The 15,089-nt window shown below is 60.3% G+C and carries 18 protein-coding genes and 2 tRNA genes; 15 read left to right on the top strand and 5 right to left on the bottom strand.

Translation table 11 applies throughout. From position 1 onward, the window contains the following. Window positions 1-461 precede the first annotated feature (461 nt). The 5 genes from RYZ20_RS00750 to RYZ20_RS00770 all read left to right on the top strand — a co-directional run bounded on the left by RYZ20_RS00750 (window position 462) and on the right by RYZ20_RS00770 (window position 4,045). A complete protein-coding gene (locus RYZ20_RS00750; RefSeq protein WP_317669970.1) occupies window positions 462-842 on the top strand; it encodes an antitoxin Xre/MbcA/ParS toxin-binding domain-containing protein in 381 nt (126 codons plus the stop codon). After that, window positions 802-1,566, top strand: a complete 765-nt coding sequence (locus RYZ20_RS00755; RefSeq protein ID WP_317669971.1) for an RES family NAD+ phosphorylase — start codon at window positions 802-804, stop codon at window positions 1,564-1,566. The genes RYZ20_RS00750 and RYZ20_RS00755 overlap by 41 nt, the downstream gene beginning before the upstream one ends. A 39-nt stretch (window positions 1,567-1,605) precedes the next feature. Then, window positions 1,606-2,391, top strand: coding sequence for a metallophosphoesterase (locus RYZ20_RS00760; RefSeq protein WP_317669972.1), 786 nt, complete (start codon window positions 1,606-1,608; stop codon window positions 2,389-2,391). A 93-nt stretch (window positions 2,392-2,484) separates the two neighbouring features. Beyond that, window positions 2,485-2,721 (top strand): hypothetical protein, encoded by a 237-nt coding sequence (locus tag RYZ20_RS00765; protein WP_317669973.1) that lies wholly within the window; start codon window positions 2,485-2,487, stop codon window positions 2,719-2,721. A gap of 154 nt (window positions 2,722-2,875) precedes the next feature. Further along, window positions 2,876-4,045 (top strand): Gfo/Idh/MocA family protein, encoded by a 1,170-nt coding sequence (locus tag RYZ20_RS00770; protein ID WP_317669974.1) that lies wholly within the window; start codon window positions 2,876-2,878, stop codon window positions 4,043-4,045. Window positions 4,046-4,114: 69 nt separating this feature from the next. Here the strand turns inward: RYZ20_RS00770 and iolG are convergent, their stop codons facing one another. Next, on the bottom strand, window positions 4,115-5,104 hold the full coding sequence (gene iolG, locus RYZ20_RS00775; protein WP_317669975.1) for an inositol 2-dehydrogenase: 990 nt from the start codon (window positions 5,102-5,104) through the stop codon (window positions 4,115-4,117). A 154-nt stretch (window positions 5,105-5,258) separates the two neighbouring features. Between iolG and RYZ20_RS00780 the strand changes: the two genes are divergently transcribed. Further along, window positions 5,259-5,888 carry a hypothetical protein gene (locus tag RYZ20_RS00780; protein WP_317669976.1) on the top strand — a complete coding sequence of 210 codons (630 nt, stop codon included), beginning with the start codon at window positions 5,259-5,261 and terminating at the stop codon, window positions 5,886-5,888. Window positions 5,889-5,898: 10 nt separating this feature from the next. After that, a complete protein-coding gene (locus RYZ20_RS00785; RefSeq protein ID WP_317669977.1) occupies window positions 5,899-6,228 on the top strand; it encodes a DUF4387 domain-containing protein in 330 nt (109 codons plus the stop codon). 642 nt (window positions 6,229-6,870) lie between these two features. Here RYZ20_RS00785 and RYZ20_RS00790 read toward each other — a convergent pair. Next, window positions 6,871-6,947: transfer RNA gene (locus RYZ20_RS00790), tRNA-Ile, on the bottom strand. A gap of 140 nt (window positions 6,948-7,087) precedes the next feature. Here RYZ20_RS00790 and purM point away from each other — a divergent pair. From purM to RYZ20_RS00820, 6 genes are all read left to right on the top strand, one after another. Next, a complete protein-coding gene (purM, locus tag RYZ20_RS00795) occupies window positions 7,088-8,134 on the top strand; it encodes a phosphoribosylformylglycinamidine cyclo-ligase (protein ID WP_317669978.1) in 1,047 nt (348 codons plus the stop codon). Further along, complete coding sequence (gene purN, locus RYZ20_RS00800; RefSeq protein WP_317669979.1) at window positions 8,131-8,718, top strand: phosphoribosylglycinamide formyltransferase; 588 nt, start codon at window positions 8,131-8,133, stop codon at window positions 8,716-8,718. Before purM ends, purN begins: the two co-directional genes overlap by 4 nt. A 217-nt stretch (window positions 8,719-8,935) precedes the next feature. Further along, entirely contained in the window at window positions 8,936-10,006 is a 1,071-nt protein-coding gene (locus RYZ20_RS00805; RefSeq protein WP_317669980.1) for a calcium-binding protein, read from the top strand. Between the two features lie 116 nt (window positions 10,007-10,122). Then, window positions 10,123-11,286: a ribonuclease D gene (gene rnd / locus RYZ20_RS00810; protein ID WP_317669981.1), complete on the top strand. Its 1,164-nt coding sequence runs from the start codon at window positions 10,123-10,125 to the stop codon at window positions 11,284-11,286. Between the two features lie 258 nt (window positions 11,287-11,544). Beyond that, the gene (locus tag RYZ20_RS00815; RefSeq protein WP_317669982.1) at window positions 11,545-12,249 is read left to right on the top strand and encodes a Crp/Fnr family transcriptional regulator; all 705 of its coding nucleotides are present in this window, start codon (window positions 11,545-11,547) and stop codon (window positions 12,247-12,249) included. Between the two features lie 149 nt (window positions 12,250-12,398). Further along, window positions 12,399-12,605, top strand: coding sequence for a cold-shock protein (locus tag RYZ20_RS00820; RefSeq protein ID WP_317669983.1), 207 nt, complete (start codon window positions 12,399-12,401; stop codon window positions 12,603-12,605). Window positions 12,606-12,675: 70 nt separating this feature from the next. Here RYZ20_RS00820 and RYZ20_RS00825 read toward each other — a convergent pair whose 3' ends face one another. After that, a complete protein-coding gene (locus tag RYZ20_RS00825) occupies window positions 12,676-13,098 on the bottom strand; it encodes a GFA family protein (RefSeq protein WP_317669984.1) in 423 nt (140 codons plus the stop codon). A gap of 88 nt (window positions 13,099-13,186) precedes the next feature. Here RYZ20_RS00825 and RYZ20_RS00830 point away from each other — a divergent pair, with 88 nt between their 5' ends. Beyond that, window positions 13,187-13,882: a helix-turn-helix transcriptional regulator gene (locus RYZ20_RS00830; RefSeq protein WP_317669985.1), complete on the top strand. Its 696-nt coding sequence runs from the start codon at window positions 13,187-13,189 to the stop codon at window positions 13,880-13,882. Window positions 13,883-13,886: 4 nt separating this feature from the next. Here RYZ20_RS00830 and RYZ20_RS00835 read toward each other — a convergent pair whose 3' ends face one another. Further along, window positions 13,887-14,369 (bottom strand): hypothetical protein, encoded by a 483-nt coding sequence (locus tag RYZ20_RS00835; RefSeq protein WP_317669986.1) that lies wholly within the window; start codon window positions 14,367-14,369, stop codon window positions 13,887-13,889. 136 nt (window positions 14,370-14,505) lie between these two features. On the opposite strand from RYZ20_RS00835, the gene RYZ20_RS00840 reads away from it, so the two are divergent. Further along, window positions 14,506-14,934: a SufE family protein gene (locus tag RYZ20_RS00840; RefSeq protein WP_317669987.1), complete on the top strand. Its 429-nt coding sequence runs from the start codon at window positions 14,506-14,508 to the stop codon at window positions 14,932-14,934. 57 nt (window positions 14,935-14,991) lie between these two features. On the opposite strand, the gene RYZ20_RS00845 is transcribed toward RYZ20_RS00840, so the two are convergent. Continuing rightward, window positions 14,992-15,065: transfer RNA gene (locus RYZ20_RS00845), tRNA-Gly, on the bottom strand. Window positions 15,066-15,089: the final 24 nt, after the last annotated feature.

Consider the following 15,089-nt stretch of genomic DNA (forward strand, 5'->3'; position numbering starts at 1 on the left):
GACCATAATTTCGGGCATTCAGATGAAAACCCAAAGTGAAAAAAATCACGGCGTCCTTCTCGATCATAGATTGGTTTTAGTTAACCATTTGTTTTATATGCGAAAAATGTATTGATTTTGCGAAAAAAGAGTTGTGGATAACCTATTTTGAGGAGCTGGAATGGGCGAGGGGTAGCATGGCTTTCGCCTTTTGATCGCGCCAGGGAAGGGGGATATTCTATCGGAATTCCCGCAGGTGCTGGCTGCGATTTTGCGAAAAATTCTCAGTCTTAAATAGCCCCAGCGGAACGAAAAAATCACATTTTCCCGCACGAAATTACCCTGGGCTTCGACATCATAACCAAACTCGCCATGGTGGGATTGGGCGTGTTCATTCTCTGGAGGTCGCATCAGAGATGACGATTTAACCTTTCCATAGAAATGTTGATGCATTATTATTCCCTCAGAAACAGGAGGGCGTCATGCTGAATACTCACAGACAGGCCGCCGCTACGGATCGCGCGGCGATCCTGACCAAAGCTGCCATCCGGGCGGCTGAGAGGCTCGATATTTCCGGGCGGTTGTTGGCTGAGGTGCTAGGGGTCTCCGAGGCACAGGTTTCCCGTTTCAGAAGCGGTGCATCTTTGCTGGCGGAGCATAGCAAACCGTTCGAGCTTGCAGCGCTTCTGGTGCGCGCCTTCCGGTCGCTGGATGCGATAACGGGCGGAAATGAAAGCGTTGCGCGCGCGTGGCTTGACGCGCCCAATTCGGCTCTTGGCGCGCGCCCCGCCGAGCGGATCGCCTCTGTTCAAGGACTTGTGGATGTCGTTGCCTATCTGGACGCCCGACGCGCTCCGCTCTGAGACGGGGCCGCTTGAGGGGGTGGCCTGGCGGCTGGTCGAGGCGCAGCATCAGGTCTCGACACTCAAGCTTGTCGATACGCTTGGCGAGCAGGATGTGCTTGAGGCCATTCTGGAAGAGACCAAGCCGCCCGTGCCACCGGAATGCCGACATCTTGACTACCTGCTTTCGACGCCGTTTCGCTACCGGCCTTATCCCTATGGGTCGCGATTTCGTCGCGCGGGGATGACGCCGGGGGTTTGGTATGGGGCAGGGAAGCCCGAGACGGCGGTCGCCGAAATGGTCTTCTATCGCTTCCTCTTTTATGCGGAAAGCCCGACAACGCCCTTTCCGGATGGTGTGGCGGAATACACGGCATTCGCGGTCGATCTGGTGTGCCCCGTTGCGCTGGATCTGACCACTGGAGCCCTGAAGCAGGATGCGGCCCGATGGCGCCACCCGACCGACTATGGCGCCTGTCAGAGCCTCGCCGATGCCGCCCGTGAAATCGGAGTGGAGGCGATCCGTTACGCCTCTGTGCGCGATCCGGCGGGGGCGGCGAATGTGGCTGTCCTGACCTGCCGTGCCTTTCAAAGCCCCGCGCCGGTTTCACTCCAGACCTGGCGTATCCGTATCAATCGGACCGGAGCGCAGGCCATTCGCGAGTATCCGCGTCTTGGGGTCGAGTTTCCGCCCGGGGCGTTTGCGGATGATCCTCGCATTGCGGGCATTGTATGGGAGAGGTAGCTGTTAGGCTTTCCTGATCTACTTGGATAATGAGCCCCCATGCCGAAAATCCTGATCCTTGCGGACCTGCATCACGACTTCTGGCAAGAGGCAAGAAAGGACCCGCTGGCGAACGCGGATTTCTCGGGGGTTGATCTTCTGCTGATCGCGGGCGACCTGAGCAACAAGGCCCATGTGCGCTGGAAATATGCGCTGGCGAGCATTGGCCGGCACATCGACCTCTCGAAGGTCTGCCTCTTTCCGGGCAATCACGACTATTACGACGGGCGGCTGGACCGCGAGGATAAGCTCGAGGCCATCGCGCAGGGGATGGGCGCCCGCTTTGTGCAACAGCGCGAGATCGTCCTCGGCCGCACGCGGCTCCTGTGCTGCACGCTCTGGACCGACATGATGCTCGGCGGCAATCGCGGGCGCAACGGCGCCGGGGCGATGGAGCGGATGAATGACTACCGCTGCATCCGCGTCGAGCGCGAGCATTACCGCAAGCTCCGGCCGCATCACACGACCGAGGTTCACGCGCAGCACCTTGGCTGGCTGGACGAGCGCCTGAGCACGCCGTTCGATGGCCGCACGATCGTGGTCACGCATCACGCACCACACCCGATGAGCCTCGCGCCCGATGCCGAGGTCGGCGCGGCCTATGCCTCGGATCTGACCGCCTTGATCGAGCATCATCAGCCCGCGCACTGGTTCTTTGGCCATACGCATAATGAGGCGTCATTCCGGATCGGGCAGACGCAGCTGACGAATGTCTCGGTGGGCTACCCTCAAGATTGGGTGCACGCGCCTCGGCTGGATACTTCGTGGCGGGGGTATATCGGGTAGGAGGAGCCGAACGCTGTTGCGACCAATCAACCCGTATCGACGCCTGACAAACCGGTTGCTTTGGCGCAGAATGCCCTCGAAAGGGGAGGCCCGATGTCGACTGACACTCTTGCCGTAATCATAGGCTGCGCCGTCGGCGCGGGCCTGATGGTTGTGACATTGATCGGAGCGAGGCAGATCAACAGAGCGCCGACCCCGGATATCGCGAAATCGCTTGAAGACCTGAAGGACGCGCCAGTTGAAGCCCTGCGCAAAATGCAGGCCGGTCCGAAACGGCGTTCGTCAGGCCATCGCACCAGAGGAGGGCGGAAGTCGGTCGCCCTAGATTAGCATGACGAGTTTGCAAAAATAGATTTGATCGCCAGGCGGCGGAAAACCTGCGCCAAGCCGCGCCGCTCCCTTGATTGAAAAGCATCACCAACCGCGCTGAAACCTTTCGGAGTTCCGATAGATTTCCTTCACCAGAGAATTGGAGGAGGTTTCTATGCCCAAGATGGGGATTGCGATTATCGGGGCGGGAATGATCGGGGCGGCGCATGCCTCAGCCTATCGACAGTTTGCCCATCGCTTTTCAGGTGGCGCTCTTAGGCTGCGCACGGTTTGCGATATGAATCCGAAGCTCGCGCAGGATCTGGCCGATAAATTCGGCTTTGAGGGTGTTTCCAGTTCGTGGGAGGAGGTCCTCGCTGATCCCGAAGTAGGAGTGGTTTCGGTCTGCTTGCCAAATATGCTTCATACTGAAGTGACGATGAGGGCGCTGGCAGCAGGCAAGCATGTGCTTTGCGAGAAGCCGCTGGCGCTGAATGCGGATGATGCACGGCCTGTCCACGAGGCCGCTCGCGCGGCCGACTGTATTTCGGGGACGGTGTTCAACTACCGCCGTATTCCGGCACTTGCGCAGATCAAGCAACGGATTGCCGCCGGAGATCTGGGGAAGCCTGTCCAGATTTCGGTGTTGTTCCAGTGTGACTATGCAGCCGATCCGCTTTTGCCCTACTCGTGGCGCTACAAGTTCGACAAGGCAGGGCCGGGGGCGCTTTTGGATCTGGGAACGCATGCGGTTGATGCAATGCGCTTTCTGTTCGGCGATGTTGCCGAGGTCGTGGGGGCTGCCTCGACGATTTCGATTGGCGAGCGATATCTGCCCCTTGGGACGGCGGTGGGGCACGGTCATGTCGAGCTGTCGAAGAAAAAAGAGAAGGTCGACAATGACGATGTGATGTCGGGCCTAGTGCGTTTTGCAAATGGGGCGCAGGGATATGTGTCGGCCAGCCGGGTAGCCGTGGGCTCGGGAAACCGTCTGGCCATCGAAGTGCATGGCACCAAAGGGACGGCACGGTTTTCGACCGAACAGCCCTCACATTACGAAATTGCGCTGATGGATGGGACAGGGCCTGCGAATTTTGCGCGCGTTCCTAACCGGCCTTCCTCGCCGTCGGTTGGGGCACTGGCTGCCGTGCCGCACGACTTGGTCTCGATCGGCTATGCCGAGGTGTTCGGTTTTATGATCCACGAATTCCTGAGCGCAATCGACGCGGGCAAGCCGTTCGAGAATGGCTCGATCGAAGATGGATATCGTGCGGCACAAGTCTTGGATGCGATCCAGCAAGCGAGCGTGATCAATGCGCCAGTGCGGATCAACTGGCAGGATTGACGCCCGGAGAAAGATAATGAGAAAGGGCGCTTAGGCGCCCTTTCTCATGTGTCACTTTGCGAGAAGAGATTATAGCGCGATGCGTTGTCCGGTCTCGACCGAAGCAAGGCAGGCGTTCGCAATACGCAGCGCAATCACCCCGTCCATGCCAGTCGTCGCGGGTGCGCGATCTTCGCTGATGCAGGAAATGAACTCCACAATTTCGCCCGCATAGGAGGGCAGGTAACGCGTCATGAAGAAATTCATCAATGGCGCCGTCTGATAGCCGTCCGCAAGCCCGATGCGCAGGTTGTTCTCCAAATGGTTGGTGACGTCGACGACCCCAAGCTCTCCGTGCACCTCGATCCGCTGATCATAACCATAGGTCGCCCGGCGTGAGTTCGTGATGACGGCCTGCTTTCCCGTCGCTGTCTGTAAGATTACTGTGACGCTGTCATAATCACCAATTTCGGACAGCTCGGGCTTCACCAATACAGCTGCATGAGCCGAGACAAAGGCGGGTTCCTCACCCAAGAGGAAGCGAGCCATATCCAGGTCGTGGATAGTCATATCACGGAAAATCCCGCCCGAGCGCGCGGCATAGGACATATCGGGAGCGCCGGGATCGCGCGAGGTGATTGTCACCATCTCGACTTTTCCAATTTTGCCATCAGTGATGGCTTTGCGCGCGGCGGCAAAGCCCGGATCGTAACGCCGGTTGAAACCGAGCATCAGCTTGACGCCCGCCTCATGCGCGATGTCCACCACCTCTTGCGCGCGGGTGATCTCAAGATCGACAGGCTTTTCACAAAACACATGCTTGCCCGCGCGGGCGAATTTTTCGATCAGATCGGCATGCGTATCGGTGGGGGTGCAGACGAGCACTCCGTCAATCGCGGCATCGGTTGCGATTTCGTCAATGGTGGCAGCTTTGGCACCAGTGCGTGCGGCCAGAGCCGCCGCAGCCTCGGGTAGGGCGTCGGCAACGGCGACAAGCGCGGCATCGCGGCGCACAGCAATCGCGTCGGCGTGGACATTGGCGATACGTCCGGCACCAATAAGAGCAAGTTTGACAGTCATTTCAGGCTCCTTTGACCGTGACCCAGGTTCCGCTTTCCGCCGCTGCAAAGATGGCGTCACAAACGGCTGCGTTGGCGCGGGCATCGGCCAGATCGAAATAGGGGGCGTCCTCGCCCCGGATGGCTTTGGAAAAATTGGTGACCTCGGCCTCGTATTGATCGAGAGCCGGAAATTCGAGCGTATGGATGAACGCTCAAACCCATTCCATGAGTTCGTGGCGGGCGGAATGCTCGACATGACGCATTGCCATTACGAGCAGGCCACGGAAAAAACCACCCGCGTGACCGGTATGAGCTTTGTTCCGGCGGAGCAGTTTCGCGTCAAGCTTGAAGGCTCGGGCAAGGTTGGCGAACGCTTCGTCGGCATGGCGGGCATCCGCGACCCCTACACGATCGCGCATGTGGATGAGGTCATCGCATGGGCGCGGCGCCAAACCGAAGAGCGCTTTGGCCCGGATGGCTGGGAATTACACTACTCTGTCTTTGGTCGCAATGGTGTGATGGGAGACATGGAGCCACTCAAAGACCAGCCAGGCCACGAGCTCTGTGTTGTCGTGCAAGGCGTCGCGCCTACCCGCGAAATGGCGGAAGAAGTGACCATGACAGGCACCCGCCAGCTCTTTTACGCGCGGCTACCCGATGTGAAGGGCACGGCTGGCGGTGTTTCGTTTGTGCTCGACGAGGTGATGCAGGCGAGTCCGGCATATCGCTGGACGCTCAATCACACGATGGCGGTGGACGATCCGCTTGAACTGTTCCCGACCCATACCACGATGATCGGCTGAGGAGAGTCCCATGAACACCCGCAAGAAACTCGGCGATTTGGCCAAGACGATCCGCTCGAAAAACGCCGGCACCGACAAGATCACCTTCGATGTGATTTTCCGCGAGAAAGACACCTATGAGATGGTCAAGCGCGCCAAAGCCCTCACGCGCGAAAGCGTTTGCGCGGTGCTGGGGGTCGATCCGGCGCGGCTGACGGATTTCGTGGAATATGACCCGGCCTATGCGATTAAATTCACGATCCTGCGTGAGCGTCCCTCGGGCAGCGCCGGCCATGGCGACATCTTTGGTGCGCAGCAATATGCTCCGTTTCTGGATGTGGAGGTGGACCTGAGCGCCTAAGGGGGCGACTGAATTTGTGCCGTTGGGGAAGAAATGACCCAAAGGTCGCCATGCGGCACCCCCGACCGGCTAGACTGCAGGGGGTGTCACGTCAATTCGGGCATAGTTGGAACGGTGGACAACAAAGGTTTCGCATCCAGCGTTTCGACGCTGAAGGCGGAATCGCTTGATGACACCTAGGAGGTGCATACCGGCGAGGTCGTCGTTGTGCCGCGCTGCCGTCAAAATGCTGCACGATGCACGAACGGCTGGTCCAGTGAAGCCACGCTGCGGCTTGGGGCATTATGATCAATGGCCGCTCTGGGCCGGACGGAACGCTAACCCTGATCTCGGCCCTACACTTTGCAAAGCCCGCTATCTGCGCATAGCCGCTATTGGGGCGAAGCGCAGCATTCGCGATGACGAAGTCGTTCCTGCCAGCCGTTGCGATCTGCGCGAAAGGCCGGTTCTCCATTTTGGATCAGCAATGCGACCTAAAGTGGTCTTTGCCTGGCATCTGACAGCAGGCAGGTGCGGGCGCTTTGCGTCGTCTTGAATGTCTTTCAATTACAATAAGTTGGAAACTTTTCGTGGCGCCGCGGAAAACGGATGCTGTGATTCACGGAAAAGACATGGTGTGCCTCACAACAACAGGTGCGGGGATGGTAGGCCCGGAGGGACTCGAACCCCCAACCAAGGCGTTATGAGCGCCCTGCTCTAACCAATTGAGCTACAGGCCCACCTGTTGCCGCACCGCTTCCCTATCACAGGACAGGGCGGCGTCAAGAAACCTTGGGTAGTTTGCCACTGCAGCGTTGCCCATTTTGTCCCTTTGCGCTAACGCTGCGGCGAAACGGAATCCCCATCGCGGAGAGCTGCCATGAGCGAGAAGAAGACCAGCCTCACCTATGCCGACGCCGGCGTCGATATTGATGCAGGCAATGCGCTGGTTGACCGGATCAAACCGGCGGCGAAACGGACCACGCGTTCGGGCGTGATGTCGGGGCTTGGCGGCTTTGGCGCGCTGTTCGATCTGAAGGACGCGGGCTATTCGGACCCGATCCTTGTTGGCGCGACCGATGGCGTTGGCACCAAGCTGCGTATCGCGATCGACACGGGCGTCGTGGATACGATCGGCATCGACCTTGTGGCGATGTGCGTGAATGATCTGGTGTGTCAGGGCGCGGAGCCACTGTTCTTCCTTGACTACTTTGCGACTGGCAAGCTGGAGCTGGATCAGGCGACCCGCATCATCGAGGGGATTGCCGAGGGCTGTGCGCAATCGGGCTGCGCGCTGATCGGGGGCGAAACCGCCGAGATGCCGGGGATGTATCACAAGGGCGACTTTGACCTCGCGGGCTTTGCTGTTGGCGCGATGGAGCGCGGTTCGGACCTGCCCGCAGGCGTGCAGGCGGGCGATGTGCTGCTTGGGTTGGCCTCGAACGGGGTGCACTCGAACGGCTATTCCTTCGTGCGTAAGGTCGTCGAGATTTCGGGCCTTGGCTGGGACGCCGATTGTCCGTGGGGCGAGGGCAGCCTTGGCGAAGCGCTGCTGGCGCCGACCCGTCTTTATGTGACGCAATGCCTCAAGGCGGTGCGCGCGGGGGGCGTTCATGCGCTGGCGCATATCACGGGCGGCGGCCTGACCGAGAACCTGCCGCGTGTCCTGCCCGAAGGCTTGGGCGCGACGATTGATCTGGGCGCGTGGGAGCTGCCGCCGGTGTTCCGCTGGCTTGCCGAGACCGCAGGCATGGCCGAGGCCGAACTGCTGAAAACCTTCAATTCGGGCATCGGCATGATCGTCGTTGTTGCGGCCGACAAGGCTGATGACATAGCCGCACTTCTGGCCGCTGAGGGTGAAACCGTCACCCGCATCGGCGCTGTGACCGAAGGCAAGGGCGTGGCCTATACGGGCGCCCTTTTGTGAAGCGCGTCGCGATCCTGATTTCGGGGGGTGGGTCGAACATGGTCCGCCTCGTCGAGGATATGCAGGCGGGCGGCTATGCGACGCCTGTTCTGGTGGCCTCGAACGACCCGTCTGCGGCTGGCCTTGAGAAGGCCGCCAAGATGGGCGTGCCGGTGGTTGCGGTGGATCACCGCCCCTTTGGCAAGGATCGCGCGGGCTTTGAGGCCGAGCTTTTGAAACCCATTCTGGCAGCTAAGCCGGACATCGTGTGCCTTGCGGGTTTTATGCGGGTGCTGACCCCCGATTTTGTGCGCCATTTCGAGGGCCGGATGCTGAATATCCACCCCTCGCTTTTGCCGAAATACCCGGGTCTTCATACGCATCAACGCGCGATCGAGGCGGGTGACGCCGAGGCGGGCGCGACTGTGCATGAGGTGACGGCGGTTCTGGATGACGGCCCGATCCTGGGGCAAGCGCGCGTTCCGGTTGAGGCCGGGGATTCGCCCGAGACCCTTGCCGCGCGGGTTCTGGTGCAAGAGCACCGCCTTTATCCGGCCGTATTGCGCCGCTTCGTTGCAGGCGAACGTGGTCCATTGTCGCTGTAAGTGAAACGAATGGCCCGCTAGGTCGTAATAGACTCCAATCTGCGGACATTGCCCTGAATTTGCCCTATTCCATCAAAAGGTGATTTCTGTAATCTTTCGATAGTATCTGGTTAATGGTTTGTTACGGGGCATGGGGATGGACCAAATTGAAAACGCCGCGACTGCAGCGGCGACTGCTGAATTTGCTGCTACAGTTCAATCAGGAATAACCGGGCCGGTGGCCACTGAAGGTGACGATTACATCCGTGTCGAAGACGATGCGGTGTCGGTCAACGGTCTGGCTGGCAACGACACGATCCTGGCATTTGGCGTTGGCGATACGCTGATCGGTGGCGAGGGGGACGACGCGCTTGTCCTCGGCGCGCGTGGCGGTGTTTTGGATGGCGGCGAGGGATCGGACGATCTGCGGGCCGTCATGACCAAAGACGTGACGCAAGACATGACCGGCGGGGCGGGCGATGACACCTTCGCGCTGTTCGGGGCGGGGGGCAACGCGAAGGTTGCAACGGCCCTGATCCGCGACTTCGATCCGAACAGCGATCATCTTGAGATCGACGGACAGGTGATCAATCCGCACGAGCTGCCGTCCAATATGCTGCTGGAAAATAATGCGGCGGGGGATGCGACGCTCTCGATCGCGAATGAAAGCGGCGACCCGGATCTGGTTGTCTTCCAAGGGCTGAGCAGCAAGGCGCTTTTGGCTGCCAACGCAAGCATCTTTGGCACCTCCGACGCCGAGACCATGTATATCGACGGCACGGCCTATGTTGCGAACGGGCTTGAAGGCGATGACATCATGTATTCGCGCAATGGCGAGAACACTCTGATCGGTGGGCGCGGGGACGATTATCTTTACGCCGGCAAGCGCACGACCGAATTGCAGGGCGGGCAGGGGGACGACACCCTTGTTGCCAGCCTCGCCAAAGGTGGCGGTCATGTGCTGTCGGGCGGCTCGGGGGCGGACCGGTTCGACCTGCGCCTTGGGGAGGATGACGACCGTTTCGAGGCCCATGCGGTGATCGAGGATTTCGACGCGGATCAGGACACGCTGATGATCGGCGGACATTCGTTGACCGATGGTGCCGCCGACGACTGGACGCTGGACGACGACGAGGACGGTAATGCCGTGATCGGGTTTAGTGGCAATGACAGCGTGACGTTGGTCGGTTGGGGCGCGTCCGACATCGTGACCCTTTACGACGGGTTCGAGATGCCCGCCGTGCCGGTGCCCGAAGAGGTCCAAACCGCCGATGCACCGGAAGAGGATCTGGAGTTCCTTGGCGTCTGACCCAGATTGCCCCCGCGTCGCATCGCTTTGGGCGGTGACGCGGGGCTTTCCTTTCTGTGCACGCAGCCTTAAAGGGAATATGACAGCGGGATGACCCCGCGCCCAAGGAAGCGTGCATGAAAACGATCACCACGACCGACGCCCTCGCCGAATTCTGCGCGAAGGCCAAGACCAAAGCCTACGTCACCGTAGATACCGAATTCCTTCGCGAACGCACCTATTGGTCCAAGCTCTGCCTTGTGCAGCTTGCGCTGCCGAATGAGGGCAAGGATGCGGGCGACGCGGTTCTGGTCGACCCGCTGGCGGATGGTCTGTCGCTTGAGCCGCTTTACGATCTGTTCCGCCATACCGACACAGTCAAAGTGTTCCACGCGGCGCGGCAGGACCTCGAGATCTTTTTCATCGAGGCGGGCGTCTTCCCCGATCCGCTGTTCGATACGCAGATCGCGGCGATGGTCTGCGGCTTTGGCGAACAGGTGGGCTATGAGACGCTGGTCAAAAAGATCGCGCGCCAGAACCTTGATAAAACCTCGCGCTTTACCGACTGGTCGCGCCGCCCGCTGACCGAGGCACAGCTGAAATACGCGATTGCCGATGTGACGCATCTGCGCGTGATCTACGAATTCCTTGCTGCCGAGTTGAAGAAAACCGGCCGCGACGCATGGGTCGAAGAGGAAGAGGCGATCCTGCTGAACCCAGAGACCTATATCAACCGCCCTGAAGACGCGTGGCTGCGGGTGAAAACGCGGACCAACTCGGGCCGGTTTCTGGCCGTGGTGCGGGAACTCGCGCGTTTCCGCGAGGGTTATGCGCAGAACAAGAACATTCCGCGCTCGCGGATTTTCAAGGACGATGCGCTCCTGGAGCTGGCCTCGACCCGTCCGGCCTCGCTGGATGAGTTGGGCAAGTCGCGGCTTTTGCTGCGCGAGGCACGCCGTGGCGACATCGCTGACGGCATCTTGCAGGCGGTGAAAGAGGGGCAGGCGGTGCCGCAAGAGGCGCTGCCCAAGGTGCCCTCGAATGACGCGCAACTGCAGGTGAATACCGCGCTGGCCGATCTGCTGCGTGTGCTGCTCAAGGCGAAAAGCAGCGAGGCCGGTGTCGCGGCCAAGCTGATTGCCTCGGCGTCCGATCTGGACCGGATCGCGGCGGGCAAACACGATGTCGAGGCTCTGACCGGCTGGCGGCACGAGGTCTTCGGTAAGGACGCGCTGCGTCTGGCCTCGGGCGAGATTGCGCTGAGCGCAAAGGGTGGCGCGGTGCGGGTGCTCGTTGTCTGAGACGCCCGATGCTTAGGTGATCTTGCGATTTGACGCAGGGTCATACCACCTTTGCGTGGACAAGGGTGTCGTTCTGGAATTATTCTATATCAGTTCTGTATCCCGTTGATTTTTATTAATGTCCGGTGCGCTCTTGCTGCCCGTGATCTGTATTGACGCCGGTCGATGCCGGTGGTGGCGGCTTTCCTTCTGTCACGTTGTGATAGTATTATTTTCCCCGCAGCACTCTGACACACCAGACCGTTCCGGTGACGCCCTATGGATGCAAAGCATTTCCCCGATATTTGCGGTATCATCCGCGAGAATGTGCTGCTGGGAAACCTCCCCGAGGACGTGTGTTGCGCGCTTTTGGAGCAGGCGCATATCCGCAGTTTCAAGCGCGGGGCGACGCTGTTCTATCAAGGCGAGCCTGCGCAAACGGCCTTTGTTGTGCTGGAGGGGCAGGTCAAGCTGTTCCGCATCTCGAAAACCAGCGCCGAGGTGGTGGTCGGCGTCTATGGGCGCGGGCAGGGTTTCGGCGAGCCTGCGGCGCTGAACCTCGATCCCTATCCGGTTTCGGCGCAATGCGTCACTGATTGTCAGCTGATCTGCCTTGACAGCCTGCTCTTGCGCCGTGCGGTTCTGGACAACCCCGAGATCATCGGCCCGTTTCTTGCGTCGACTCTGGACCATATCACCCGCCTGAGCGGCGAGATCGCGCAGATCAAGGCGCAGACGGCGACGCAGCGGATTGCGAGCTACCTGCTTGACCTGACGCCGCCTGAAGCTGTGGCCTGCGATGTGGTGATCCCCGTCGACAAGTTTCTGCTGGCGGGGATGCTGGGGATGGGGCCGGAAAGCCTGAGCCGCGGCTTCTCACGCTTGCAGGCCTATGGCGTCTCGATCTCGGGCAGCATCGCGATGATCGCTGATGTGGCGAAATTACGCGCACATGCGGTGGGAGAAGAGGGCGTGAGGGAATAGCCCTTGAATTTATGCGCGCAAGCGACTAGGTAGGCCATGCTAAGCATCTTCTAAAGACTTCTGTTTCCTTGCGGCCTCAGTAGATCATATGACGACTCTAGGCCGGGCTATCGCGCTGTGTGGATAGCATAATTTAAGGAGACACCACGATGGCAAATGGCACCGTGAAATGGTTCAACTCGACCAAAGGTTTTGGCTTTATCGCACCGGAAACCGGCGGTAAGGACGTTTTCGTTCACATCTCGGCGCTCGAGCGTTCGGGCATCCGTCAGCTGAACGACGGTCAGGCTGTGACCTTTGATCTGGAAGCAGGCCGTGATGGCCGCGAGTCCGCGGTCAACATCGCTCTGGCCTAAGGCGTCACGCTTTCAGGCGACGATTTGGGGGTGGCTTCGGCCGCCCCCTTTGTTTTGTTGGGCAGGGCTATCAGCCTTCAGCGGGTTTCATCGGCGGGGATTTCTCGAAGGCTGGGATGTCATCGCGAAGCCGGTGCCATGCGGGCGCGGAGCCGGTATAGATCTGCATTTGCGGTTCAAGGCCAGAACTATCGTCCAGCGCCCCAAGCTTGACCGGCATGAAGGGCATCTCGGCAGGCTCGCTCCACAGGGGCGTCCCGCAATCGCCACAAAACAGCCGCGTGGCAGGCTGCCCGCTATCTCCGGCCTTCTGGAACCGCTTCGGTGTGCCGGACAAAAGCGTGATCGCGCCGCGCGGGGCAAGCGCCACATAGTTCGGCCCACCGCCCGAGGCCTTCTGGCAATCTGTGCAGTGGCAGACGCCGCTGCCGATAAAGGGGGCCGTGACCTTGAAACGAATGGCGCCACAGGCGCAGCTTCCGGTTCTCTCCATGTTGTTCTCCTGCGTGTTTACTCTTACCAGAGCTTGATAAATGTGCCCTGCTGACAGCGTTGTGTCAGCAGTCTGTAAGGGGTGAAAAATGCGCAGAACCGAGCGCTTGTTCCAGATTATCCAGATACTGCGGTCGCGGAAGGCTCCGGTAACAGGGCGGGCGCTGGCGGATGAGCTGGAGGTTTCCTTACGCACGCTTTACCGCGATATGGCGGAACTGGTGGCGCAGCGCGTGCCGATCCGCGGCGAGGCGGGGACGGGATATGTGCTGGATCAGGGATATGATCTGCCACCCCTGATGCTGACAATCGACGAGCTGGAGGTGGCGGCTCTTGGGGCTGCTTGGGTGGCCGGGCAAGGGGATGCTTCGCTTGCATCCGCCGCGCGCGACCTGGTGGCAAAGCTGGCCTCGGTGGCCCCGCCCGATTTGCGCCCCGTCGTGCTGGACGATGCGCTTCGCCCGATCTCTTTCAACAAGCGCGCGCCCGAAAGGTTTGACAGCCGCCCGCTGCGTTGTGCGATCCGGGAGCGCCGCAAGCTCTTGATCCACTATGCGGATCAGGCGGGCGATCCCTCGGAACGGGTGATCTGGCCGCTGTTTCTGGCGTTTTTCGATCAGGCGCGGGTTGTTGCCGCTTGGTGCGAATTACGAAATGATTTCCGTCACTTCCGCACTGACAGGATCAGCTCATTGACCGCTTTGGAGGAGACATACCCAAAGCGCCGCGACGACCTGATCCGTCGCTGGAAAGCGCAGATCGTTCCCGTTGCAGAAAGGACTTAAGCGATCAGCGGCGGACCGAGCGTGCGTTCGCGGCGCCCTCGACAACGATGCTGCGCACACCTTCGAGCTTGGTTCGGGTGATATAGGTCGCCACCGTTACTTCGCGCGATTGCGGCGTCGAGACGCGCGTCGCGGCAGGCGCAAGCGGGTCCGGCTCGGCTATCACGAAGCGATAGGTCAGGACGCCATCTTCGGGCGTGCCGCCGTTCTTCGCGATCAGTTCCGCATCCCACCAGCCCTGCGTCGGCTGAAGCCCCGTGGCCGAGATAATCGCCCCCGACAGCGTCTGCTTCACGTCCAGCGCCGTCACCTGCGCCACCGGAACGCGGAAATCGCCCTTCGCTTTGGCGTAGCCCTCTTCGGGTTCCAGCGTCGTGACCTCTTCGCTTTTGCCGAACCAGTTGAACGGGTTGAGCTTGGAGGAACTGAAGCCGCAGGCCGAAACAGAGGTAGCCAGAACAAGCGTCACAAGAAGGGGGCTGCGCATGGGGTCTCCGAGATCTGCGGGCGCACCATCACGCCCGCCTCTTGGGTAGCCTATCGGCGCGGTTTTGAAAAGCCGCGTCTGGACCCGCGCGCGCAGGAAGGCTAGGCAGGGGGCAAGATTGGCAAAGGAGACACCAATGGCCACCGAGGCTTTCGAGGAAATCGCCGAGACCTTCGAATTTCTGGAGGATTGGGAGGACCGCTACCGCCATGTGATCGAACTGGGAAAGGAACTGCCGCGTCTGGACGAGGCGGTGAAGGTGCCCGCGATCAAGGTTGAGGGTTGCGCAAGCCAGGTCTGGCTGTTGCCGCGGATCGAAGGGCAGGGTCCGGACGCGCGGTTTGATTTCGACGGTGAGTCGGATGCGATGATCGTGCAAGGCCTGATTGCGGTGCTGCACGCGCTTTATTCGGGGCTGCGCGTCACGGATGTCATCAAGGTCGATGCGGGGGCGGAACTTGCGCGCCTTGGCCTGAACGAGCACCTGTCGGCGCAGCGCTCGAACGGGTTGCGCGCGATGGTCGAACGCATCCGCAAGCTGGCCGGCGAAACCGCGGCGGCCTAAGCCGAAATAAGTCCCAGCCCCTTCGGGGCGGTGCAATTCGATAGATTTAAGGAAATCTGGAGCGGGTAGCGGGAATCGAACCCGCGCGTTCAGCTTGGGAAGCTGACAGGCTACCATTACATCATACCCGCCTGTGGCCGGACAGATAAGGCTCC

The sequence above is a fragment of the Pseudothioclava alba genome (assembly GCF_033100795.1).
GTDB lineage: Bacteria > Pseudomonadota > Alphaproteobacteria > Rhodobacterales > Rhodobacteraceae > Pseudothioclava.

What these genes read in the sequence shown, in the direction of transcription:
- RYZ20_RS00750 (WP_317669970.1), top strand. Translation starts at nt 462, where the DNA reads ATGCTGAATACTCACAGACAGGCCGCCGCTACGGATCGCGCGGCGATC.
- RYZ20_RS00755 (WP_317669971.1), top strand. Translation starts at nt 802, where the DNA reads ATGTCGTTGCCTATCTGGACGCCCGACGCGCTCCGCTCTGAGACGGGG.
- RYZ20_RS00760 (WP_317669972.1), top strand. Translation starts at nt 1,606, where the DNA reads ATGCCGAAAATCCTGATCCTTGCGGACCTGCATCACGACTTCTGGCAA.
- RYZ20_RS00765 (WP_317669973.1), top strand. Translation starts at nt 2,485, where the DNA reads ATGTCGACTGACACTCTTGCCGTAATCATAGGCTGCGCCGTCGGCGCG.
- RYZ20_RS00770 (WP_317669974.1), top strand. Translation starts at nt 2,876, where the DNA reads ATGCCCAAGATGGGGATTGCGATTATCGGGGCGGGAATGATCGGGGCG.
- iolG (WP_317669975.1), bottom strand. Translation starts at nt 5,104, where the DNA reads ATGACTGTCAAACTTGCTCTTATTGGTGCCGGACGTATCGCCAATGTC.
- RYZ20_RS00785 (WP_317669977.1), top strand. Translation starts at nt 5,899, where the DNA reads ATGAACACCCGCAAGAAACTCGGCGATTTGGCCAAGACGATCCGCTCG.
- purM (WP_317669978.1), top strand. Translation starts at nt 7,088, where the DNA reads ATGAGCGAGAAGAAGACCAGCCTCACCTATGCCGACGCCGGCGTCGAT.
- rnd (WP_317669981.1), top strand. Translation starts at nt 10,123, where the DNA reads ATGAAAACGATCACCACGACCGACGCCCTCGCCGAATTCTGCGCGAAG.
- RYZ20_RS00815 (WP_317669982.1), top strand. Translation starts at nt 11,545, where the DNA reads ATGGATGCAAAGCATTTCCCCGATATTTGCGGTATCATCCGCGAGAAT.
- RYZ20_RS00820 (WP_317669983.1), top strand. Translation starts at nt 12,399, where the DNA reads ATGGCAAATGGCACCGTGAAATGGTTCAACTCGACCAAAGGTTTTGGC.
- RYZ20_RS00825 (WP_317669984.1), bottom strand. Translation starts at nt 13,098, where the DNA reads ATGGAGAGAACCGGAAGCTGCGCCTGTGGCGCCATTCGTTTCAAGGTC.
- RYZ20_RS00830 (WP_317669985.1), top strand. Translation starts at nt 13,187, where the DNA reads ATGCGCAGAACCGAGCGCTTGTTCCAGATTATCCAGATACTGCGGTCG.
- RYZ20_RS00835 (WP_317669986.1), bottom strand. Translation starts at nt 14,369, where the DNA reads ATGCGCAGCCCCCTTCTTGTGACGCTTGTTCTGGCTACCTCTGTTTCG.
- RYZ20_RS00840 (WP_317669987.1), top strand. Translation starts at nt 14,506, where the DNA reads ATGGCCACCGAGGCTTTCGAGGAAATCGCCGAGACCTTCGAATTTCTG.